Below are 21,169 nucleotides of genomic sequence, written 5' to 3' on the forward strand. Positions count from 1 at the left end.
TCGGCACACTAAATTCTTTATGCTTTTGTCCGTGTTGTTACTCCCTGTTAAAGAGTGTTGACACCAACAAATCAAATTGTGGTGCCCGGAGGCGGAATCGAACCACCGACACGAGGATTTTCAATCCTCTGCTCTACCGACTGAGCTATCCGGGCAACGGAGCGCTATTAAACGGATTTTCTGCATAACCGTCAACTCCTTTTTTGAAAATAACTAAAAAAACCGTTCGTTCGTTGTTTTTTTATTCAAAAGTGAGGGTTATGTTTTACCTTGGTTAAATTCTTTTTTGAATTGCGTTACTTTTTCGAGGTATCGGCGCGACTCTTTATTTGGATGCTTCTTGGTAAGCGCCCAGTAGGCTTGGCTCGGTTGCAGCGAGTTTAAGTCTTGCATTGCTCGCTTTCTGTCCTTACTGAAGGTATTGAGTACGCCACCAGTACCGCCGTTATAGGCTGAAATCATACTGTATTCAAGCGTTAATGGGTTTTTTACGTCTTTCAAATAACGATTTTTAAGGATGTAAAAGTATGCGGTGCCAGCATCAATGTTGTTTTCTGGATTGAATAAGTACTCAGGGCTTGGTTCACCAGGTTTCTTTTTGACGTGTTCAAATACATCTCGACCAGCGGTTTTAGGTACCACCTGCATAAGACCATAAGCATTAGCCCAGCTTACGGCGTACGGGTTGAAGCTACTCTCTGTCTTGATGATAGCGTAGATTAAATCTTCAGGGATGTCATAACGCTGAGACGCTCGTCGAACGATGTCGGCATATTGATAACTACGCTGGCTAGCGTGGTCGGCCACCATTGGGATTTCAACGTAGTAGGCTTTTTTAAAGTCGACTTCTTTGGTTTTTAGGTTATTCGCGATCAGGTAATCCGCAAACTGGTTCGCTCGCCAAGTCCATTGAATGGGCTTTTTTTCTTGGTCTACAACCTGATTATAGAGGAAAGGTTTGCCTTCTAGCTTGATGCTTTTAGAAGAGAATAGATCGACATGCGCCGGATCATCTGGCGTCAAAAGGGTCGTCATGATCGCATTTTTGAGGTGTTTTTTCGGTTCGGTAGAGGAAACCGTTTCCACCGTTATCAGGCCTTGGCTAAAATTCACTTCTGAACGACTTAAGTAATTATCTATGTATTTCACATAGTTACTCTTACCTGCCATCTTGATTTCACTGCTACCCCAACGTTTTTGAATGTTGCCTGAAAAGCTATCTATTAATGAATCTAGCGCCCCGGTATCTTTTTCAAATTGTCCGGGTAGCTCAGCTAAATTCTTCACAAACCGGTTGGTTGGCTCGTAATTGACATCATAAATGCTTTCGACAAATTCACGGCTGCAGCCAGTTAATAACATGGCTGTTAGGAAGTAACTTAGCTTTTTCATAGTTCCTCATACAAAAATGACATCGCAGCGTTAACCATGATGTCATTAAAAATTGCTTAAATAAATGTCTTATTCGCTTGGTGGAGTATAACCATCAATTACGACATCTTTACCTTCGAAAAGGAAGTTAACCATCTCAGTTTCAAGAAGTTTACGATGCTCAGGATCCATCATGTTTAGCTTCTTTTCATTGATAAGCATAGTTTGCTTGCTTTGCCATTGTCCCCAAGCTTCTTTAGACACGTTGTCAAAGATACGCTTACCTAAGTCACCTGGGTAAAGTTGAAAATCTAGGCCTTCAGCATCTTTTTGAAGGCGAGCACAAAATACAGTGCGGCTCATAGTGGTTCCTCTTATCGCGTTCGTTGATTCAAACGTCGTCGTTCAGTTCAAAGGGTAGGCTCTCAATAAGCTGCTTTACAGGAGCGGCTAGGCCAATTTCTTCCGGTTTTGATAAGTTATACCAGAGACCTTTAGTCCCTTCCATTATCAAATCTGGTTGTTTATCTAATTTCACCAATACTGGCGTGATATCTAAGTGGTAGTGGCTGAAAGTGTGTCTAAACGCAATCATGGTCTTGATCGAATTGGTTTGAGTGTCTTTGATCGAACGAAGATCTAGTTGATGTTCGATCTCTGCGTTTTCATTTTGAGGGAAACAAAACAATCCGCCCCAGATACCAGATTGAGGGCGCTGTTCGAGCCACACTTGGTTGTCGTGATACAGAATCACAAACCATGTGTCTTTTACTGGCTTTTCTTTCTTAGGCTTTTTGCCAGGGAAGTCGAGCTGTCTATCGAGCTTCTTGGCCTCACACATGCTTTCAATCGGGCACAAGGTGCACTTAGGCTTGCTACGGGTACAAACCATGGCACCCATGTCCATCATTGCTTGGTTGTACTTATCGACATCTTTGTTCGGAGTATGTGCTTCGGCGTGTTCCCAAAGCTGGTTTTCGACTTTCTTTTGCCCCGGCCAACCTTCAACGGCAAAACTTCTCGCAAGCGTTCGTTTTACATTGCCATCAAGAATCGCATGAGGAAGTTTATGAACCGATGATAAGACGGCTGCTGCTGTTGAGCGACCAATCCCCGGTAGCGCGTTCATCTCTTCGATAGACAGCGGAAATTCACCACCATATCGCTCAGCAACGATCTTGGCTGCTTTATGTAGATTGCGAGCTCGTGCGTAATAACCAAGCCCTGTCCATAAGTGGAGTACCTCATCTTGTTCGGCGTTCGCTAGGTCGATAACCGTTGGAAAGCGTTCTAAGAAGCGTTGGTAGTATGGAATCACCGTAGCAACCTGAGTCTGCTGAAGCATGATTTCAGATAGCCAAACGGTGTAGGCGGTTTTGTTTTGTTGCCAAGGCAATTCTTTACGCCCGTAGGCGTCATACCACTTTAATATGGCGGTTGCGAAAGGAGTCACGACATGCTCTATGCTTTGCTATTATTAGAAGCGAAATTGCACCACACTTAACGTTGGATGTAAAACAGACAAATTGTGTGGGAATTTATCCACGGAAAGACTTGCACCGGAGGCAATTCTTTGGATAATCCCCGCTTTGATTAATCAATGTGCAGGCAAAAATCAATGAGTGAAGTGACCACTAACGAATATACTGAAGACGGCAAACTGGTTCGTAAGATCCGTAGCTTTGTTCGCCGCGAAGGCCGCTTAACAAAAGGCCAAGAGAACGCGATGAATGAATGTTGGCCAACAATGGGTATCGACTACAACCCAGAGCTTCTTAACTGGAAAGAAGTATTTGGCAACGATAACCCGGTTGTACTAGAGATTGGCTTCGGTATGGGTGCATCACTGGTTGAAATGGCAAAGAACGCACCTGAGAAAAACTTCTTAGGTATTGAAGTTCATAGCCCGGGTGTTGGTGCGTGTTTAGGTACAGCTCGCGATGCTGGCGTAACTAACCTGCGTGTAATGTGTCACGATGCTGTAGAAGTATTTGAACACATGATCCCAGATAGCAGCCTGCATACTCTGCAACTGTTCTTCCCTGACCCATGGCACAAAGCTCGTCACCATAAACGTCGTATCGTTAAGGCTGAGTTTGCAGAGATGGTTCGCGGCAAGCTTCAACTTGATACTGGTGTTTTCCACATGGCAACAGACTGGGAAAACTACGCAGAACATATGATTGAAGTGATGAACGTAGCTCCAGGCTTCGAAAACATCGCTGAAGATGGTGATTACATCCCTCGTCCGGATGAGCGCCCGCTAACTAAGTTTGAAGCGCGTGGCCACCGTTTAGGTCATGGTGTTTGGGACATTAAGTTCAAGCGTACTAAGTAACTTCGAATCAAATTAAGTGAAGGGTAATCCGACTTAGGGTTTAACCCCTACACTTTATGGGATTGATTAAAGCCAACATTATTGTAATGTTGGCTTTTTTGTCCTTAGGCTTTTATTTCAGTAAAGGCTTAACGACAGAAAGTAATACCAATCACAGTAAGTAAGTGATCAGAAATAGCGTAGGAAAAAGGCTTGAGAACAAGGCAGCATTTTTCGATAAGTAGTTACTCTACAATCAAAAATTCTAACGCAGTTATCGAGCATTTTAACAAGCTAGAGTGAGCAGTTATTTACTACGATTGGTATATGTTACACCCCCTACAAAAATAACAATATAGAAGTAAGCGCACATGAAACCAACTCAAGCTATTTTGGCCGAGATCTTAGACGAAGTTCGTCCTTTAATTGGACAGGGAAAGGTCGCTGATTATATCCCTGCACTGGCTCGCGTATCGAACCAGAAACTGGCGATCGCGGTATACACCAATGAAGGTGAGGTGATTAAAGCAGGCGATGCTGAAGAAGCATTTTCTGTGCAATCTATTTCTAAAGCCTTGAGCCTGACGCTAGCTATGGTGCTATATAAGCCTGAAGAGATTTGGCAAAGAGTAGGCAAAGAGCCTTCTGGTCAAGCCTTTAACTCGATGATTCAGCTTGAGATGGAGTATGGGATTCCTCGTAACCCGTTCATCAATGCTGGTGCAATTGTTGTTGCAGACCTACTACAAAGCCGCTTGTCAGCACCAAGACAGCGTTTATTGGAGTTTGTACGTCAGTTATCGGGCGATACTCATATTGTGTACGACAAGGTAGTAGCGGCTTCAGAAATGATGCACAGCGATCGTAATGCTGCCATTGCTTATTTGATGCGTTCATTTGGTAATTTTGAGAATGATGTTATCCCAGTTCTGAATAACTACTTCCATGCTTGTGCGCTTAAAATGACGTGTGTGGATTTGGCAAAAACCTTTAGCTATTTAGCAAACAAAGGCGTGTCGGTTCAAACCAAGAAAGAGATCATCACGCCAGTTCAAACCAAGCAGTTGAATGCTTTGCTTGCGACGTGTGGCTTGTACGATGGGGCTGGTGAGTTTGCCTACCGTGTTGGTATGCCAGGAAAATCGGGCGTTGGTGGCGGTATTATTGCTATCGTTCCTGGCGAAATGACGATTGCGGTGTGGTCTCCAGAGCTTGATCCTTCTGGCAACTCGCTCGCAGGTACTAAGGCTCTAGAGTTGCTTTCAGAGCGAATTGGTCGTTCTATTTTCTAAGAGAAAGATTCGAGCACGGACGTTGTCCTATAGAACGCTTCGCTCCGAGAGAGGGCTATAAAACAAAAAGGGTTGACCCTAAAGCCAACCCTTACGCAATGCTTCTCGAATCTCGAATCTCGAACTACTCGTCTTCTTCTGCCATAAAGGCTTCTAACAGATCATTGAGAAACAGCTTTCCTTTTTCAGTGATCTGCCAGTGAGTGTCGGTTTCCTTCAAGTAGCCTAGCTCTTTTGCCCATTCAATCGTTTTTTGAATCGAGTCAAAACCAAGCCCTGTCGTATCAATGAAATCCTGCTTTGGACATGCTTCCATTAACCTAAAGCGGTTCATGAAAAATTCAAAAGGGCGGTCTTCATTCGGCACTTCAAATTCATCTGATAGATAAGGTTTTACCATGTTTTGGTACGCAGCTAGATAGCCTCTAGGGTGCTTAACCTTAGTGGTACGAACAATGCGTCCATCTGTAAAGCTCAGCTTGCCATGAGAGCCACAGCCAATACCTAGATAGTCACCAAAGCGCCAGTAGTTGAGGTTATGTTGGCACTGATATCCCGGCTTGCTGTAGCCTGAAATTTCGTACTGCACATACCCTGCGTCTGCGAGCTTCTTATGGCCTAGGTCGAAGATATCCCAAAGGTCATCATCATCAGGCAGCGTTGGTGTTTTGTAATAGAACATGGTGTTAGGTTCTATTGTTAGCTGATACCAAGATAAGTGCGGAGGGTCGAGTTCTATCGCTTTATCCAAATCAGCCAACGCTTGTTCAATACTCTGTTCGGGTAAGCCGTGCATTAAGTCTAAATTGAAACTATTCAATCCAATCTTATGCGCTAAATGAGCAGCATTTACCGCTTCATCTTGACCATGAATACGCCCAAGTCTTTCCAGTTTCTCTTGCTCAAAACTTTGCACACCCACCGAGATTCGAGTAATGCCTGCCTTTTGGTAACCTGCAAAACGCTCAGCTTCGATAGTTCCCGGGTTGGCTTCCATGGTGATTTCTATTTCAGGTTTGAACGGGATGCGCTGTTCAATGCCTTGTAACAATCGGCCAATTCCTTCAGGAGAAAACAGGCTTGGGGTACCGCCACCAATAAAGATCGAATGCAGTGGGCGAGGCATACCATTGAGCTGATATTTTTCGATATCAGTATCGAGATCCTCAAGCAGTGCATCGATGTACTCTTTTTCAGGGATCTCGGCTTTCAGAGCGTGAGAGTTAAAATCACAATACGGACACTTTTGTACACACCATGGGATGTGTACATAGAGGCTAAGTGCGGGTGGTATTAGCGCTGCATTGTGCATTACAGAGCTTGCTCCTTGAGAGTCTTGAATAGTGACGCAAGCGCTTTACCACGGTGTGATAGTTGCTTCTTACGCGAAGATTCAAGCTCTGCTGAGGCGCAGTTATCTTCTGGTACAAAGAACACAGGATCGTAGCCAAAGCCATTCTCACCGTGTTCTTCAGTAAGAATACGACCTTCCCATTTACCGTGACACACTAGAGGTGTTGGATCATTCTCGTGACGCATTAGCACCAACACACAGTGGAAACGCGCAGTACGCTTTTCAGTTTCGACACCTTGCATCGCATCTAATAGTTTTTTGATGTTCTGCTTATCGGTTGCCCCTTCACCTGAGTAACGCGCTGAATAGATACCTGGCGCACCATTTAAGTAATCAACCTCTAAACCTGAGTCGTCAGCAATGGCTGGCAGCCCTGTTTCTTTCGCTGCGTGGCGAGCTTTGATGATGGCATTTTCAATGAAAGTCGTTCCTGTTTCAGCGACTTCTGAAACGTTAAATTCACTTTGCGCGACAACGTCAAAACCAAACTCAGACAGAATATCTGCCATCTCGCGAACTTTACCTTGGTTGCCTGTTGCTAAAACAATCTTACTCATGGGAATGTAGCTCTAAATAAGTTAATAAATGAAAAGTAAGGTTTGAGCTTACTCTTCTATATAGAATTTCTGTGTGAAACGCAGTGGACCAGTGCCTTTTAGGCCTGCGTTCACATCGATGTCGAAGGTGATGTTTTCTTCGTGAGTTACGGGGAACTCAGCAAGGTAATAAATCGCATCGCCTTCTTTGATTTCTCGAAACTTCAAAGTACGGGTGTTTCCAACGAGGTTCTTCGCTGTTCCCGTAATTTTAGCCGTTGTCGCAGGCTTGCCTAGAGAAGCCTTGTCTAACACGCTGATGTTGAGGATTGCTGAGTATCCATTTCGCTTAAGTTTGTATTGCTTAGCGACTTGCGAAGTTAAGAACGTGGAATTAAAAGCCGAGTAATGAACCTCGACATCCTTAATGTTCTTAAATTGCCCTGCTGAGCTTGGTAAGGCAACAAGAGCGGTGAGTAGTGCTGTTATCCATAAACGCATAATGACTCCAATAAATAGCAAAAAGCCATCATAGGATGGCTTTGACTTCAGTTGGGATTTGGCTTGGCGAGCATATTCGAACTTGCTTGTGCCTACCGAGATCTCCCTTTTCTATCTTAATTTGCCCTTTTGCGACCTTAAACTGTTTCGCAAGGTATTTCGCTAAATGGGCATTGGCTTTGCCATCAACCGGTGGTGCAGTAATGGCAATTTTCAGTTCCTGACCGTGCAAGCCGACAATTTTGTCTCGGCTTGCTTTGGGTTGGATATAGAGCCTAAGAAGAATATCGTCTTCCTCGGCCCAAACCGCTTTTGGCATCGTCAAAGTACCTGATGTTTGTACTTGAATTATAGCTGATACCAAATAGGGCCAATCATGTCGCCCATTAGGAAGTTCGCAAATTGCAGAACAATGAACAGAACCAGTACACTTAGGTCGAAACCACCCATGTCCGGAAGGATACGGCGGATAGGCACTAGCATTGGTTCAGTCAGTTGATGGAATACGTACTCGATTGGACTACGACCTTGGCTTACCCAGCTTAGGATTGCACGGATAAGTAGAACCCAGAAGATCAAACCACCAGCCGCTTTGAGCAGAGACAGTGCACCAAAGATAAGGAAGCTAATATCGAAAACGGCAGCGCCGCCAGAGATAATCAGGTTTAGAGCAACGAACTTAAGTACACACAGCACATAAGCGAAAACAACGGTCGCTAGATCAAGGCTGCCGATTGATGGAATAACTCGGCGTAGTGGGGCAACAACCGGTTGTGTCGCTTTTACGATGAATTGTGAGAATGGGTTGTAGAAATCTGCACGTGATGCTTGTAGCCAGATACGCAAGATCACAACCATGATGTAAAGATCAAAAACGGTCGAGATCAGAAAGCTCATCGAGTTCATATTGTTTCCTTTTTCGGATTTACTTGTCGCTTAGATATAACCAGAGCGGCAAAATGCTTGTTTACCTTGATTGGTACTAAAACAGTTTTTCCATCTCTTCAGCTCGAGCAACCGCCGCTTGCATGGCTTTTGCTACGATGTCTGATAGTTGATGTTCGTTAAACGTGCGTAGTGCTTCTGCGGTCGTGCCGCCTTTGGATGTCACTTGTTCACGCAGTGTTGATAATTCAGTATCTTGGTTTGCTACCACCATCTCTGCCGCGCCTAATGCAGACTGCTGCACTAGCTTACGAGCGGTTTCTTGGTCAAAACCTTGCTTGATTGCTTCAGCTTGCATCGCTTCCATAAACAGGAAGAAGTAAGCCGGAGCGCTACCCGCCGCCGCAATGATGTTGTTGATTCCAGACTCTTGTTCAACCCAACTTACTTCACCAACAGCTTGCATCAGCTGAGAAGCAAAGTCTTTATCATCTTGGCTGACAGTTGCATCGGCATAAAGACCACTCATCCCTTTACCAAGCAGTGATGGCGTGTTTGGCATCACACGAACAAGGTTCAGTTGGCAGTTTAACATCTCATTAAGTCGATTCGCATTAATACCCGCGGCAATTGAGATAACCAGTTTGTTGCTGAAGTCGATATCTTGTAAGGGTTTACATACATCAGCCATCATTTGTGGCTTCACGGATAACACAACAACGTCTGCTTTTTCAGCTGCTGCAATATTATCGCTGGTGGTATTGATGCCGTATTCTTGTTCTAACGGCAGCCTTCTGGTTTCTGAAGGTGCTGTCGCAGTAATCTTTTGCGCTGGGTAACCACTAGCAACTAAGCCAGCTACAATTGAGCGAACCATGTTTCCCGCCCCAATAAAGGCGATGTTCTTATGTACCATATATAAAATCCTGAGCGTGTCGCTGCGCGGATAAGGCGAAGCGGTATCAATACTTGTACTTGTCGTTACTTACTACGGCTATTTCGCGTAATCACGAGCGCCGAAAATAGCTGTTCCAATACGAACCATTGTGCTACCAGCCTCAACTGCTGCATCCATATCACCACTCATCCCCATCGAAAGGGTATCAATGTCTGAATACTTCGCGGCTAGCTTGTCTTTAAGCTCTGCCAGTTGAGAAAATGCATTAAGCTGAGATTGATAGTCAGATACGTTTGCAGGAATCGACATCAATCCTCTTAAGGTGAGGTTGGGGAGCGATGAAATCAACTCCGCGAGTGCAAAAACTGTCTCTTCTGAGGTTCCAGATTTGGACTCTTCACCACTGGTGTTTACCTGAATCAACACTTGCAAAGGTGGAAGTTCGCTTGGTCGTTGATCATTAAGCCTTTGTGCGATCTTATCGCGATCGACGGAATGCACCCATTGAAAGCTTTCCGCGATTGGGCGGGTTTTATTGGATTGAATTGGACCAATAAAATGCCACTCTAAATTTAGGTTAGAATGTTGTTCTGAAAAGTGTTTTACTTTATCTACACCTTCTTGAACATAGTTTTCACCAAAGGCAACTTGGCCTCCGAGTGCGGCTTCTAGAATCGCATCAATAGGTTTAGTTTTGCTGACGGCTAAAAGTTGCACGGACTCTGGAGCTCGTCCGCACTTTTGCTCAGCACTACGAATCTGTGAGGTGATTTGTTCGATATTTTGTTGAATACTACTCATAGCTGACTTTACTTAAGGGAAAATAAATGGATATCACTGAGTTACTAGATTTTAGTGTAAAGCATAACGCGTCAGATCTACATCTTTCTGCGGGTGTATCTCCAATGGTACGTATAGATGGTGAAGTAAGGAAGCTTGGAATCCCAGCTTTGAGTCATGCTGATGTGCATCGTTTGGTTTTTGAGATCATGAGCGATTCACAACGCGGCGAGTTTGAAGAAAAACTGGAAGTCGACTTCTCTTTTGAATTACCCAATGTTGGTCGCTTTCGTGTTAATGCGTTTAACCAAGCCCGTGGCTGCTCAGCTGTCTTTCGAACTATCCCTGTCGAAATCCCGACTTTAGATCAGTTAGGTGCACCTGAGATCTTCGAAAGGATTGCTAACTACGAAAAAGGGTTAGTGCTCGTCACTGGTCCAACTGGCTCTGGTAAATCAACGACTCTTGCGGCGATGGTTGATTACGTAAATCGCAACCACAATAAGCATATTCTGACGATTGAAGACCCGATTGAATTCGTTCACACCAATAATAAATGCCTAGTCAACCAGCGTGAAGTTCACCGTGATACTCACAGTTTTAAAGCGGCACTGCGCAGTGCCTTACGTGAAGACCCAGACGTGATTCTGGTTGGTGAACTTCGTGACCAAGAGACGATTAGCTTAGCGTTAACCGCAGCAGAAACGGGTCACTTGGTCTTTGGTACTCTGCACACCAGTTCTGCGGCTAAAACGATCGACCGTATTATCGATGTGTTCCCAGGTAGCGATAAAGATATGGTTCGTTCGATGTTGTCTGAATCACTGCGCTCGGTGATAGCCCAGAAGCTGCTAAAGCGTGTTGGTGGTGGTCGTGTGGCGTGTCATGAAATCATGATGGCAACACCTGCGATCAGAAACTTGATTCGTGAAGATAAGGTTGCGCAGATGTACTCGATCATTCAAACGGGCGCAGCGCACGGCATGCAGACCATGGAACAAAATGCGAAGCAGCTGATGGCGCAGGGCTTGGTTGATTCGGAAGAGGTCGAGAAAAAGATCGAAATTGAAACCTCAATGTTTTAATCAAGGTGGACACAATGGAATTGAATCAAATCCTTGAGGGAATGCTTTCTCAAAAGGCATCGGATCTTTATATCACGGTTGATGCGCCAATCCTTTTTCGTGTGGATGGTGAATTACGCCCTCAAGGAGAGAAGCTGAATGCGGCTCAAGTTGCTCAATTACTTGATGCGATGATGGAACAAGACCGACGTGATGAATATCAGCAAACGCGTGAGGCTAATTTTGCGATTGTGCGTGACTTTGGTCGTTTTCGTGTCAGTGCATTCTTTCAGCGAGAGCTACCTGGAGCGGTCATTCGACGTATCGAGACTAACATCCCAACCTTTGAGCAACTAAAGCTTCCTGATGTACTACAGGACCTATCAATAGCTAAGCGCGGACTTGTACTGGTGGTTGGTGCGACAGGCTCTGGTAAATCGACCTCAATGGCTGCAATGACAGGCTATCGCAACACCAATCGCTCGGGACATATCTTGACGGTTGAAGACCCTATTGAATTTGTGCACGAACATAAAAAGTGCATCGTGACGCAGCGTGAGGTCGGGCTCGACACCGAGAGTTACGAAGTCGCGCTTAAGAACTCGCTACGCCAAGCACCAGACATGATCTTGATTGGCGAAATCCGTAGCCGTGAGACCATGGAATACGCGATGACCTTTGCTGAAACGGGTCACTTGTGTATGGCAACCTTGCACGCCAATAACGCTAACCAAGCGCTAGAGCGTATTCTTCATTTGGTGCCGAAAGAGCAGAAAGAACAGTTCTTGTTTGACCTATCGATGAACCTGCGTGGTGTCGTCGCTCAGCAACTCATTCGCGACAAGAATGGCAGCGGGCGTCATGGTGTATTCGAGATTCTGCTGAATAGCCCTCGTGTTTCTGACTTGATTCGTCGTGGTGAACTACACGAACTGAAAGCAACCATGGCTAAATCGAAAGAGATAGGTATGCAGACCTTTGACCAAGCTTTGTATGATTTAGTGATAGCAGGCAAGATCAGCGAAGAGGATGCGTTCCACAGTGCCGATTCTGCTAATGACTTGCGCTTAATGCTCAAAACTAGACGTGGTGATGACGACTACGGAACTGGGGCGTTGGCTGGTGTGAAGATAGATATGGGGTGATAAAAAACGCCTGATTTGATTCTAGGTTAAAATCAGGCGTTCATCATATTCATCGTTCGACTGCGTCTGTATTATCAACGCTTCTTGTTCTTAGGCTCGCTGATTACGTCTGCGTCAGTCGAAGTATGATTCATATAACCTGCATTATTGGAGCTTGTCGAACTGCATGCTGATATTGCTAGAGCTACGAAGATTGCTAGAAAAATTTTCATGTGAACTCCCACTTACCTAATAATGAATTGCTTCGACATTACGTCGTAATATCATTATAGGATCACAAAGGAGTTTAATCTTTGAGCTCTTAATTTTCGTTATGAATATTGTGCTTCAAACCAGCTCTCTAAAATGACGACTGCAGACTGGTTATCGACATTGCCTTTGCTTAGCGCTTTATAGCCGCCCATTTCAAAAAGGTCGGCTCTTGCTTCTGTGGTCGAGAGTCTTTCATCATGTAGTTCAACATCGACACCAAATCGTCCTTTAAGGCGGTTAGCGAACTTCTTCGCTCTAGGTGTAATGGTTGCTAAGTCTTTACCATGAAGGTCGGTAGGAAGGCCGACTACAATCAGGTTCGGCTGCCACTCCTTAATTTGTTTTTCGATATCGTCCCAATTTGGGATGCCATCTTTGGCTTTAAAAGCTTTTAGAGGGCTTGCGGTGCCCGTGATTTCTTGTCCTATCGCACTACCGATACTTTTTGTACCGTAGTCAAATGCCATAATTGTTCGTGACATGGGGTTTCCAAATTTATCTGTGTTTGAGAGTGTATGTTTATTTTACTTAGTTGATTTGAGCTAGGCGTGACCAGCGTCTGCTGAAAGCTGAGTTGCATTAATGCCTAACATCTGTACAGCGACTTTCCAGCGGTCAGAAATCGGTGTATCGAAGATGACCTTCGGATCGGCTTCAACGGTTAACCATGAGTTCTCGGTCAGTTCTGTTTCCAGTTGTCCGGGTTCCCATCCTGCATACCCAAGTGCGACTAAATAATTCATCGGCTCATCTTCTGTGCCCAACACCATCAAGATATCTTTTGAGGTTGTCACTGAGATTTGATCCGTCATGCTGATACTGGATTGATAGTTGCCTTTAGGTTTGTGCAAAATAAACCCACGGTCTTCTGCGACCGGTCCACCATTCAATACAGGCTTATCAAGACTTGCTTGGTTGGGTTTTGGCTGATCAGAATCAACCTCAACTTGCTTAAGCATGCTACCGACAGTGACATCAATAGGGGCGTTGATCATCAAACCCATCGCGCCTTCGTCATTGTGCTCACAAAGGTAAATCACCGAATTTTGAAAGTATGGGTCTTTCATTCCGGGCATAGCAACCAGAAAGTGGTTCGTTAAATTCATAGAGCCTCCTGCCAGTGTGTTCCCAGTAAAGGAAAAAGAGCGGCGTAAAGCCGCTCATTGTTCTTTGCCTAGATATTTCTGTGTTTTCGAATAGCTAAGGCTTTCTTTAGTTTAGGCTATTTAGCGTTAACGCGACGCTCAATTGCATCCATTAATTTACCTGTAACTGAAATATCAAAAGCGGCTTCAATTTCACGGATACAAGTAGGGCTAGTCACGTTAATTTCAGTCAGCTTGTCGCCGATAACATCAAGCCCAACAAAGATTAAGCCTTTCTCTTTCAGTGCTGGAGCAACTGCTCTTGCGATAGCCCAGTCTGTTTCACTTAGAGGACGAGCTTCACCTGTACCGCCAGCAGCAAGGTTACCTCGAGTTTCCCCTTTTGCAGGAATACGCGCTAGACAGTAAGGCATTGGCTCACCGTCAACCACAAGAATACGCTTATCACCATTGCTGATGTCTGGAACAAAAGTTTGTGCCATTGCGTAGTTCTGACCGTGGTTGGTCAAGGTTTCAATAATAACTGATACGTTTGGATCGCCTTCTTTCACACGGAAGATAGACGCGCCGCCCATGCCATCAAGTGGTTTTAGAATCACGTCGCCGTGTTCTTCTCGGAACGCTTTAATTTTTTCAGCTTTACGAGTCACGATGGTGGTTGGTGTTAGCTCAGGGAACCAAGCTGTGAACAATTTCTCGTTACAGTCACGTAGGCTTTGTGGTTTGTTTACGATCAGTGCGCCGTTCTCTTCAGCACGCTCAAGAATGTAGGTCGCGTAGATGTATTCAGTATCAAACGGGGGATCTTTACGCATCAGTACTGCATCTAAATCAGATAGCGCGATAGTCTGTTCTGACTTGAACTCGTACCAACCGTTTGGATCTTCTTTTAGTTCAACAACCTTAGTGTCAGCAATGGCTACGCCTTGATCTAAGTGTAGATCATTCATTTCCATGTAATGGATTTCGTAACCACGACGCTGAGCTTCAAGCATCATGGCAAAGCTAGAGTCTTTTTTGATGTTAATGGATGAAATTGGATCCATTACGATGCCAAGTTTGATCATTTTTTTCTCCTAGCCTAGATCGCCAAAACGGACTTGTAAGGCAGTAATTGCGGTTAGAGCTGCTGTCTCGGTACGAAGTACACGTGGGCCAAGTAGCGTCTCTTCAAATTTGTATTGTTCTGTCATGCCGATTTCTTCAGCTGACAAGCCACCTTCAGGACCGATCAATAGGCGTACCTTGCTGATAGGTTCTGGAAGAGTATTAATTGAGTATTTTGCGCGAGGGTGCAGGTTCAGCTTTAACGCTTCACTCGGTTCGCTACACCACTCTTCAAGTTGCATGATTGGGCGAATGACTGGAACCGTGTTACGGCCACACTGTTCACACGCCGCGATAGCAATTTTTTGCCACTGCGCGAGTTTTTTCTCGAAGCGTTTAGCATCCAGTTTAACGCCGCAGCGTTCTGAAATCAGAGGAGTGATGGTGTTTACACCAAGCTCTACCGACTTTTGGATCGTGAACTCCATTTTGTCACCACGTGAGATCACTTGTCCCAAGTGTAAGTCTAATGGAGATTCACTGCTGCGCTCGATACGTTCAGTCACGTCAACAGTGACATTCTTCTTTGATACCTCAGTAATTGTCGCCGGAAATTCAGCGCCACTGCCATCAAATAGAAGAACTTCTTGACCTTCTTTCATGCGAAGGACACGACCAACATGACCCGCGGCATCTTCGCCTAAAGCGAGAGAACCTAACTGGTGAATGCGTTCTGGGTGATGGATACGAGGGATTCTCATGCTGGTAAACCTATAAATATGATCATTTGGGTATTTTGTCTCTGCCTAACATGGATGCTTTTAGTTGAAAAAACAAGGGTAGAGCAAGAGTTTCAGGGGCAATTCTGAAACTCTTGTTTGAGACGGTTAGGAATGTGGGTTATGCGAGTGGCGTTATTTACAAGCTGGGTAAACAAATGGGTTGTGATTACCTTGGATGGCATGGATACGCTCATCACGAGTACACTCCCACTCATCGACAGGGAATTGCTTGTTCCATGCCATCATCAGGTTGGTTTGCTGCTTAGATAGCTTGAAACCATACTCTTGGCTCATGTACAGATAAGTTCGTGCGATAGAGCCTTTTGCTCTGTCTGGCGGCATCACCTTACGTTGCTTGAAGTTGACCTGCATTTCACACTGACCATAGCTCACCCCATCCATGCCATTCCACTGACTGAAATTGTAGTTGGAGCGATCACCGTTAACCTCGCCGATGGCCGGAGTCAGGTTGTGAAGATCGGCTTCCATGGATTTGAATACTTTGTCATTACGAGTGCAATTCTTGCGCCCACCGTCTTGCCAGCACTGACGCTGGTGGCCAAATTGCCAAGCTGGAACTACGTGTTCCCACTCAATTCGACTCGCCCGTTTTTGCTGTTTTCGTACTTGATAACCACAGCCATCAAGGTCTGGAATGCCTTTCTTTTTGTCTTTCCAAGTAATGTCACAGCCACAATAAAATGAAGTCGGGTGATCAAGGTAAATCTTCACTGCTTCTTTTTTTGCTTTGGAGAATGAACTTGGTGGAGCGGCGAAAACGCTTTGGGTTACCAGTAGGCCAAATGCTATCGTTAAGTAAAAAGACACCGATAGGCCAAATGCTTTTGGAGTGGTTTTGTGCATAGAAAAAGACTGATAAAAGTATGATAAATATCAGTCTAGCACTCAAGTGATAGATTTCTCCATTACATTTCAATCATCTAGTTGATGGAGTGCAGTTTCTTGAAGAAAAGTGAGCTGGCTATTCAATTGGACACGTGCGAGTGATAGGGCGTTAGCTGAGTTGCTTGCCAGTAAAGGCCAAGGTTTGATTGCACTGTTGGCAACGATAGCTTGATTGGTTACGTAATACCTTGTTGTGACGTCTAATCGAAAGTGGGTAAACCGTGCAGTCGCAGCGGTATTCAAAGGTTTTCCCTTGCACCGAGGTGATCTCAAAACTGTGGGTTGTTTTGGCTGGTACGTTGAATACCTTTTCCATCACGTATTTCCACTCACTTCCGTGAGGTCTCACTCGTCCAAATACTTGATGTGTGATCAGATGTGCCAGTTCATGAGGCACCACCTCGTTAATGAAGGCATCCTCATTTTCTGCGAAGAGTACATGGTTGAGCTTAATTTCATTGAGCTGAAGGTAGGCCTTTCCCGCAGCTTTGCCTCTTAACTTGTAAGTGATGGTTGGGCATGGGAATTCACGAGAGAAATGTTGATTAGCGATAGCTAGGCACTCGGCCAATTTCTTATTTGCTCGATGTTGTTGCGGGGTGTAAGACAAACGTTGTTAACTCCAAAAAAAAGGCCTCAGCGTTTAAGCTAAGGCCTCATCATAACATTGCTCGTTATTCCGGCGATAATTTATAGGTGGTGATTCTTCTTGATGATTTCGTGATAGGCATGCCACGTACCATAACCAAGTAGCGGCATGGTGACGATCATACCAATGCCGTAGGTCGCAAATCCCACCAGAATACCGGCACAAATAATACTTGCCCACACCACCATTGCTGGGATGTTGGATTTCACAGCATTGAAGCTAGTGAAGATTGCGCTCATCACATCAACGCGTCTCTCCATCATTAACGGAATTGAAAATGCTGAGATGCTAAATATGAGGCTTGCGATAACAAAACCAATCACAGAACCCGTAATTAAGAAGGGAGCGAACTCAGCCAGTGGTGCGCCTTGCACTGAAGGGTAGAGCGCGTGCAATAACGCAGCGATACGCATCCAGAATATCATCGCAACCATCAATACGATCGCAAAGGCCCATTGGTGGGTGGAGTTGCGAGTGATGGCTTTCATCGAGTGCAGTAGGCTTGCGTTGTGGCCTTTTTCTCTTTCCCAAGCTGCGTCATACAAGCCCAGAGCAAGAAACGGCCCTATTAGCATGTACACGATCAGGCTTGGCATTACGACCAAGTGTGTTCCTTGCCATTGGACAAGCTGAACAATGGCGATTGCCGCTCCCATAAAGCACAAACCGTAGAATGCGCTGATTAATGGCATTCTTACTAAGTCATGCAGAGCAAGCGACAACCAATGAAAGGGTGCGGAAATACTGATTTGGTTACAAGGAATGGTGCGAGCGTAATCCTTATCGCTGACCTTGTGTTTTTTATCGTTCAGTTCGGATGGGTGCGCGGTACGAGGCATAGATCCCCCTAGTTAAATAACGTCCTAGTTATAATTCCATAAGGCTCATCGATGTGGCTTGTGTGAGAGTTATGGTGTTGAGCTAAATTGCTCTTTGTCATCCCAGTTTTTGTTCTAGCGTGCATTTAACGAGCGTTATCAGGCTGAATTAATTTAAGTTAAATGTGAGCTTGATCTCTTAGGAGTTACCTTAACTATTGTCAGTAGTGTTAGAAAACACAAATTATCAGCGGTTTTTTATACTAAGTGGTTAACGGTAAAGAAGGGCATTAGAGAAGAGAATGGCGAGTGAAAGTAAGGTAAGTACATAAAAATAAAGCCCTTACTAAGAAGTAAGGGCTTTGAAGAAACAAATCGCAGTGGCTAAATTATTTTAGGCCAGCGAAGTCCGCAAGGATTGCTGCTTTGTCAGTCGCTTCCCAAGGGAACTCTTCACGACCGAAGTGGCCGTATGCAGCAGTCTGCTTGTAGATAGGCTGAAGAAGGTTCAACATCTCTTGAAGACCGTATGGACGTAGGTCGAAGTTTTGACGAACTGCTTCAATGATAATTTCGTGAGCTACTTTTTCAGTACCAAACGTTTCAACCATGATAGATGTTGGATCAGCAACACCGATAGCGTAAGACAGTTGAATCTCACAACGGTCAGCCATGCCAGCAGCAACGATGTTTTTCGCAACGTAACGAGCCGCGTAAGCTGCAGAACGGTCAACTTTTGATGGATCTTTACCAGAGAATGCACCGCCACCGTGACGAGCTGCGCCGCCGTAGGTATCAACGATGATCTTACGACCTGTTAGACCACAGTCACCCATTGGGCCACCGATTACGAAACGGCCTGTTGGGTTGATGAAGAAGTTAGTGTCTTTGTTGATCCACTCAGCAGGAAGTACTGGTTTGATGATCTCTTCCATTACTGCTTCACGTAGATCCGGTGTTGTTACTGAATCGCAGTGTTGAGTCGAAAGAACAACAGCGTCGATACCAACGATTTTACCTTGGTCGTATTGGAACGTAACTTGAGATTTCGCATCAGGGCGAAGGAAGTCAAGTTTACCGCTCTTACGTACTTCAGCTTGCTTCTTAACAAGAAGGTGAGAGTAAGTAATTGGAGCCGGCATTAGGATTGGTGTTTCGTTAGTCGCGTAACCAAACATGATGCCTTGGTCGCCTGCGCCTTGCTCTTTAGGGTCTTCTTTATCAACACCTTGGTTGATGTCTGGAGACTGCTTACCAATTGTGTTTAGAACAGCACAAGAGTCAGCGTCAAAGCCCATATCAGAATGAACGTAACCAATTTCACGTACTGTTTCACGAGTGATTTCTTCGATATCAACCCATGCAGACGTTGTTACTTCACCGCCAACCATAACCATGCCGGTTTTAACGTAAGTCTCACAAGCAACACGTGCTTTTGGATCTTGTTCCAAGATGGCATCAAGAACAGCATCAGAGATTTGGTCTGCAATTTTATCTGGATGGCCTTCTGAAACAGATTCAGAAGTGAATAGGTGCTTAGCCATGAGAGCTCCACTTTTAGTTTTTGGTGTAAATAGTTTATGGCGTCGCAAGCTAGGAAGCGCGCCATTAAATACAGTATATTTTGTAGGTGTTTCTACATCTAGACGGCTATTCTAAATTCCAGCGGTCGAATTACAAGCTCTTTTTTATGATATGTCATAACTAATCGTTTGCGTATCGATTGAGATAAGCCACTGCCAAGTGATGTAAATGTTCGAAAATTGCGAAAAATGACCGTTAAAATGCCAGTAAAACGTTTGCAGTCGCAATAGTCGTTTGAGAGAATACCCGCGCTAATTAAAATGAAAACATTAGCACTATCTCTTTTTTAAATCGCTTATGTATCCAGGAGCAGACATGCCTTCTCGTAAAGATCTAGCCAATGCAATCCGCGCACTTAGCATGGACGGTGTTCAACAAGCAAATTCAGGCCACCCAGGCGCACCTATGGGTATGGCTGACATCGCTGAAGTTCTTTGGCGTGGCCACTTGAACCACAACCCAGCAAACCCAGAGTGGGCTGACCGCGACCGTTTTATCCTGTCTAACGGCCATGGTTCAATGTTGATTTACTCTCTGCTTCACCTTGCAGGCTACGAGCTTTCAATTGAAGATCTGAAAAACTTCCGTCAACTGCACTCTAAGACTCCTGGTCACCCAGAGTACGGTTACGCTCCTGGTATCGAGACAACGACGGGTCCTCTAGGTCAAGGCATCACTAACGCTGTTGGTATGGCAATGGCAGAGAAAGCACTGGCTGCACAGTTCAACAAAGAAGGCCACGACATCGTAGACCACTACACTTATGCATTCATGGGTGATGGCTGTCTGATGGAAGGTATCTCTCACGAAGCATGTTCACTAGCTGGTACGCTAGGTCTTGGTAAGCTAGTTGCTTTCTGGGATGACAACGGTATCTCTATCGATGGTGAAGTGGAAGGTTGGTTCTCTGACGATACTCCTAAGCGTTTTGAAGCATACGGCTGGCACGTAATCCCAGCAGTAGACGGTCACGATCCGGAAGCAATCAATGCAGCTATCGAAGCAGCTAAAGCAGACCCTCGTCCAACGCTTATCTGTACTAAAACTATCATCGGTTTTGGTTCTCCAAACAAAGCTGGTACGCACGACTGCCATGGCGCTCCACTAGGTGCTGATGAAATTACAGCAACTAAAGCAGCACTTGGTTGGGAACACGGTCCTTTCGAAATCCCAGCAGATATCGCAGCTGAGTGGAATGCGAAAGAAGCGGGCGCAGCAAAAGAAGCGGCGTGGAATGCTAAGTTTGACGCATACGCAGCGGCTTACCCAGAGCTAGCAGCAGAATTCAAACGTCGTACTAACGGTGAACTTCCAGCACAATGGGAAGAGAAAGCAAACGCAATCATTGCTGATCTTCAAGCTAACCCTGCAAACATTGCTTCACGTAAAGCATCTCAAAATGCTCTAGAAGCGTTTGGTCAAATGCTTCCAGAATTCATGGGCGGCTCTGCTGACCTAGCGCCTTCCAACCTAACTATGTGGTCTGGCTCTAAGTCTCTTGAAGCAACTGACTTCTCTGGTAACTACATCCACTACGGTGTACGTGAATTCGGTATGACGGCTATCATGAACGGCATCGCTCTGCACGGTGGTTTCGTACCATACGGCGCAACGTTCCTAATGTTCATGGAATACGCGCGTAACGCAATGCGTATGGCTGCTCTGATGAAAGTTCAGAACATCCAAGTTTACACGCACGACTCTATCGGCTTAGGCGAAGATGGTCCTACTCACCAACCGGTTGAACAGATCGCTTCTCTACGTCTAACGCCAAACATGAGCACATGGCGCCCATGTGACCAAGTTGAGTCTGCTGTTGCTTGGAAACTGGCTATTGAGCGTAAAGATGGTCCTTCATCTTTAATCTTCTCTCGTCAAAACC

24 protein-coding genes and 1 tRNA gene are annotated in these 21,169 nt (G+C 45.2%); 5 read left to right on the forward strand and 20 right to left on the reverse strand.

The window, feature by feature from the left end; genetic code table 11:
* Window positions 1-79: 79 nt before the first annotated feature.
* The 4 genes from AB4329_RS18270 to mutY form a co-directional block, all read right to left on the reverse strand.
* Window positions 80-155: transfer RNA gene (locus tag AB4329_RS18270), tRNA-Phe, on the reverse strand.
* A gap of 103 nt (window positions 156-258) precedes the next feature.
* Window positions 259-1,392 carry a membrane-bound lytic murein transglycosylase MltC gene (gene mltC / locus AB4329_RS18275; RefSeq protein WP_017062252.1) on the reverse strand — a complete coding sequence of 378 codons (1,134 nt, stop codon included), beginning with the start codon at window positions 1,390-1,392 and terminating at the stop codon, window positions 259-261.
* A gap of 69 nt (window positions 1,393-1,461) precedes the next feature.
* Window positions 1,462-1,734 carry an oxidative damage protection protein gene (locus tag AB4329_RS18280; RefSeq protein ID WP_010435637.1) on the reverse strand — a complete coding sequence of 91 codons (273 nt, stop codon included), beginning with the start codon at window positions 1,732-1,734 and terminating at the stop codon, window positions 1,462-1,464.
* A 28-nt stretch (window positions 1,735-1,762) separates the two neighbouring features.
* On the reverse strand, window positions 1,763-2,824 hold the full coding sequence (gene mutY / locus AB4329_RS18285) for an A/G-specific adenine glycosylase (protein ID WP_017062251.1): 1,062 nt from the start codon (window positions 2,822-2,824) through the stop codon (window positions 1,763-1,765).
* Between the two features lie 165 nt (window positions 2,825-2,989).
* Between mutY and trmB the strand changes: the two genes are divergently transcribed.
* Together trmB and glsB are read left to right on the forward strand one after the other, a co-directional pair.
* Entirely contained in the window at window positions 2,990-3,709 is a 720-nt protein-coding gene (trmB, locus tag AB4329_RS18290) for a tRNA (guanosine(46)-N7)-methyltransferase TrmB (protein WP_017062250.1), read from the forward strand.
* Window positions 3,710-4,059: 350 nt separating this feature from the next.
* Window positions 4,060-4,980, forward strand: a complete 921-nt coding sequence (glsB, locus tag AB4329_RS18295; protein ID WP_372138973.1) for a glutaminase B — start codon at window positions 4,060-4,062, stop codon at window positions 4,978-4,980.
* Between the two features lie 124 nt (window positions 4,981-5,104).
* Here the strand turns inward: glsB and hemW are convergent, their stop codons facing one another.
* From hemW to AB4329_RS18330, 7 genes are all read right to left on the reverse strand, one after another.
* Window positions 5,105-6,292 carry a radical SAM family heme chaperone HemW gene (gene hemW / locus AB4329_RS18300; protein ID WP_017067796.1) on the reverse strand — a complete coding sequence of 396 codons (1,188 nt, stop codon included), beginning with the start codon at window positions 6,290-6,292 and terminating at the stop codon, window positions 5,105-5,107.
* A complete protein-coding gene (locus AB4329_RS18305; protein ID WP_017062247.1) occupies window positions 6,292-6,891 on the reverse strand; it encodes an XTP/dITP diphosphatase in 600 nt (199 codons plus the stop codon). The genes hemW and AB4329_RS18305 overlap by 1 nt, the downstream gene beginning before the upstream one ends.
* A 48-nt stretch (window positions 6,892-6,939) precedes the next feature.
* Window positions 6,940-7,371: a DUF4426 domain-containing protein gene (locus AB4329_RS18310; RefSeq protein WP_017062246.1), complete on the reverse strand. Its 432-nt coding sequence runs from the start codon at window positions 7,369-7,371 to the stop codon at window positions 6,940-6,942.
* Between the two features lie 28 nt (window positions 7,372-7,399).
* On the reverse strand, window positions 7,400-7,690 hold the full coding sequence (gene yggU / locus AB4329_RS18315) for a DUF167 family protein YggU (RefSeq protein WP_017067797.1): 291 nt from the start codon (window positions 7,688-7,690) through the stop codon (window positions 7,400-7,402).
* A 29-nt stretch (window positions 7,691-7,719) separates the two neighbouring features.
* Window positions 7,720-8,277, reverse strand: a complete 558-nt coding sequence (locus AB4329_RS18320; RefSeq protein WP_017067798.1) for a YggT family protein — start codon at window positions 8,275-8,277, stop codon at window positions 7,720-7,722.
* 76 nt (window positions 8,278-8,353) lie between these two features.
* Window positions 8,354-9,172, reverse strand: coding sequence for a pyrroline-5-carboxylate reductase (gene proC, locus AB4329_RS18325; RefSeq protein WP_017063196.1), 819 nt, complete (start codon window positions 9,170-9,172; stop codon window positions 8,354-8,356).
* Between the two features lie 78 nt (window positions 9,173-9,250).
* A complete protein-coding gene (locus tag AB4329_RS18330) occupies window positions 9,251-9,955 on the reverse strand; it encodes a YggS family pyridoxal phosphate-dependent enzyme (protein WP_017062243.1) in 705 nt (234 codons plus the stop codon).
* A 26-nt stretch (window positions 9,956-9,981) separates the two neighbouring features.
* Between AB4329_RS18330 and AB4329_RS18335 the strand changes: the two genes are divergently transcribed.
* Both AB4329_RS18335 and AB4329_RS18340 read left to right on the forward strand, forming a co-directional pair.
* Window positions 9,982-11,019 (forward strand): type IV pilus twitching motility protein PilT, encoded by a 1,038-nt coding sequence (locus AB4329_RS18335; RefSeq protein WP_017062242.1) that lies wholly within the window; start codon window positions 9,982-9,984, stop codon window positions 11,017-11,019.
* A 14-nt stretch (window positions 11,020-11,033) separates the two neighbouring features.
* Window positions 11,034-12,143: a PilT/PilU family type 4a pilus ATPase gene (locus AB4329_RS18340; protein WP_017062241.1), complete on the forward strand. Its 1,110-nt coding sequence runs from the start codon at window positions 11,034-11,036 to the stop codon at window positions 12,141-12,143.
* Window positions 12,144-12,217: 74 nt separating this feature from the next.
* Here the strand turns inward: AB4329_RS18340 and AB4329_RS18345 are convergent, their stop codons facing one another.
* The 9 genes from AB4329_RS18345 to metK form a co-directional block, all read right to left on the reverse strand.
* A complete protein-coding gene (locus AB4329_RS18345) occupies window positions 12,218-12,355 on the reverse strand; it encodes a hypothetical protein (RefSeq protein ID WP_170791814.1) in 138 nt (45 codons plus the stop codon).
* 99 nt (window positions 12,356-12,454) lie between these two features.
* Window positions 12,455-12,877, reverse strand: a complete 423-nt coding sequence (ruvX, locus tag AB4329_RS18350) for a Holliday junction resolvase RuvX (protein ID WP_017062240.1) — start codon at window positions 12,875-12,877, stop codon at window positions 12,455-12,457.
* Window positions 12,878-12,937: 60 nt separating this feature from the next.
* A complete protein-coding gene (locus AB4329_RS18355; protein ID WP_372138974.1) occupies window positions 12,938-13,501 on the reverse strand; it encodes a YqgE/AlgH family protein in 564 nt (187 codons plus the stop codon).
* A gap of 116 nt (window positions 13,502-13,617) precedes the next feature.
* Window positions 13,618-14,568: a glutathione synthase gene (gshB, locus tag AB4329_RS18360; RefSeq protein WP_054547450.1), complete on the reverse strand. Its 951-nt coding sequence runs from the start codon at window positions 14,566-14,568 to the stop codon at window positions 13,618-13,620.
* Window positions 14,569-14,577: 9 nt separating this feature from the next.
* Complete coding sequence (gene rsmE, locus AB4329_RS18365; protein ID WP_171369405.1) at window positions 14,578-15,309, reverse strand: 16S rRNA (uracil(1498)-N(3))-methyltransferase; 732 nt, start codon at window positions 15,307-15,309, stop codon at window positions 14,578-14,580.
* Between the two features lie 153 nt (window positions 15,310-15,462).
* Entirely contained in the window at window positions 15,463-16,194 is a 732-nt protein-coding gene (locus AB4329_RS18370) for an endonuclease (protein WP_372138975.1), read from the reverse strand.
* 151 nt (window positions 16,195-16,345) lie between these two features.
* A complete protein-coding gene (locus tag AB4329_RS18375; RefSeq protein WP_372138977.1) occupies window positions 16,346-16,846 on the reverse strand; it encodes a SprT family zinc-dependent metalloprotease in 501 nt (166 codons plus the stop codon).
* 80 nt (window positions 16,847-16,926) lie between these two features.
* Entirely contained in the window at window positions 16,927-17,724 is a 798-nt protein-coding gene (locus tag AB4329_RS18380; RefSeq protein ID WP_017069586.1) for a DUF2189 domain-containing protein, read from the reverse strand.
* A gap of 368 nt (window positions 17,725-18,092) precedes the next feature.
* A complete protein-coding gene (metK, locus tag AB4329_RS18385; protein WP_017062234.1) occupies window positions 18,093-19,247 on the reverse strand; it encodes a methionine adenosyltransferase in 1,155 nt (384 codons plus the stop codon).
* Window positions 19,248-19,602: 355 nt separating this feature from the next.
* On the opposite strand from metK, the gene tkt reads away from it, so the two are divergent.
* A partial coding sequence (gene tkt, locus AB4329_RS18390) for a transketolase (RefSeq protein WP_372138978.1) occupies window positions 19,603-21,169 on the forward strand: 1,567 nt, incomplete at its 3' end.

It is taken from the genome of Vibrio sp. 10N.261.54.A5 (genome assembly GCF_041471145.1).
GTDB classification, from domain to species: Bacteria; Pseudomonadota; Gammaproteobacteria; order Enterobacterales; family Vibrionaceae; genus Vibrio; species Vibrio crassostreae_C.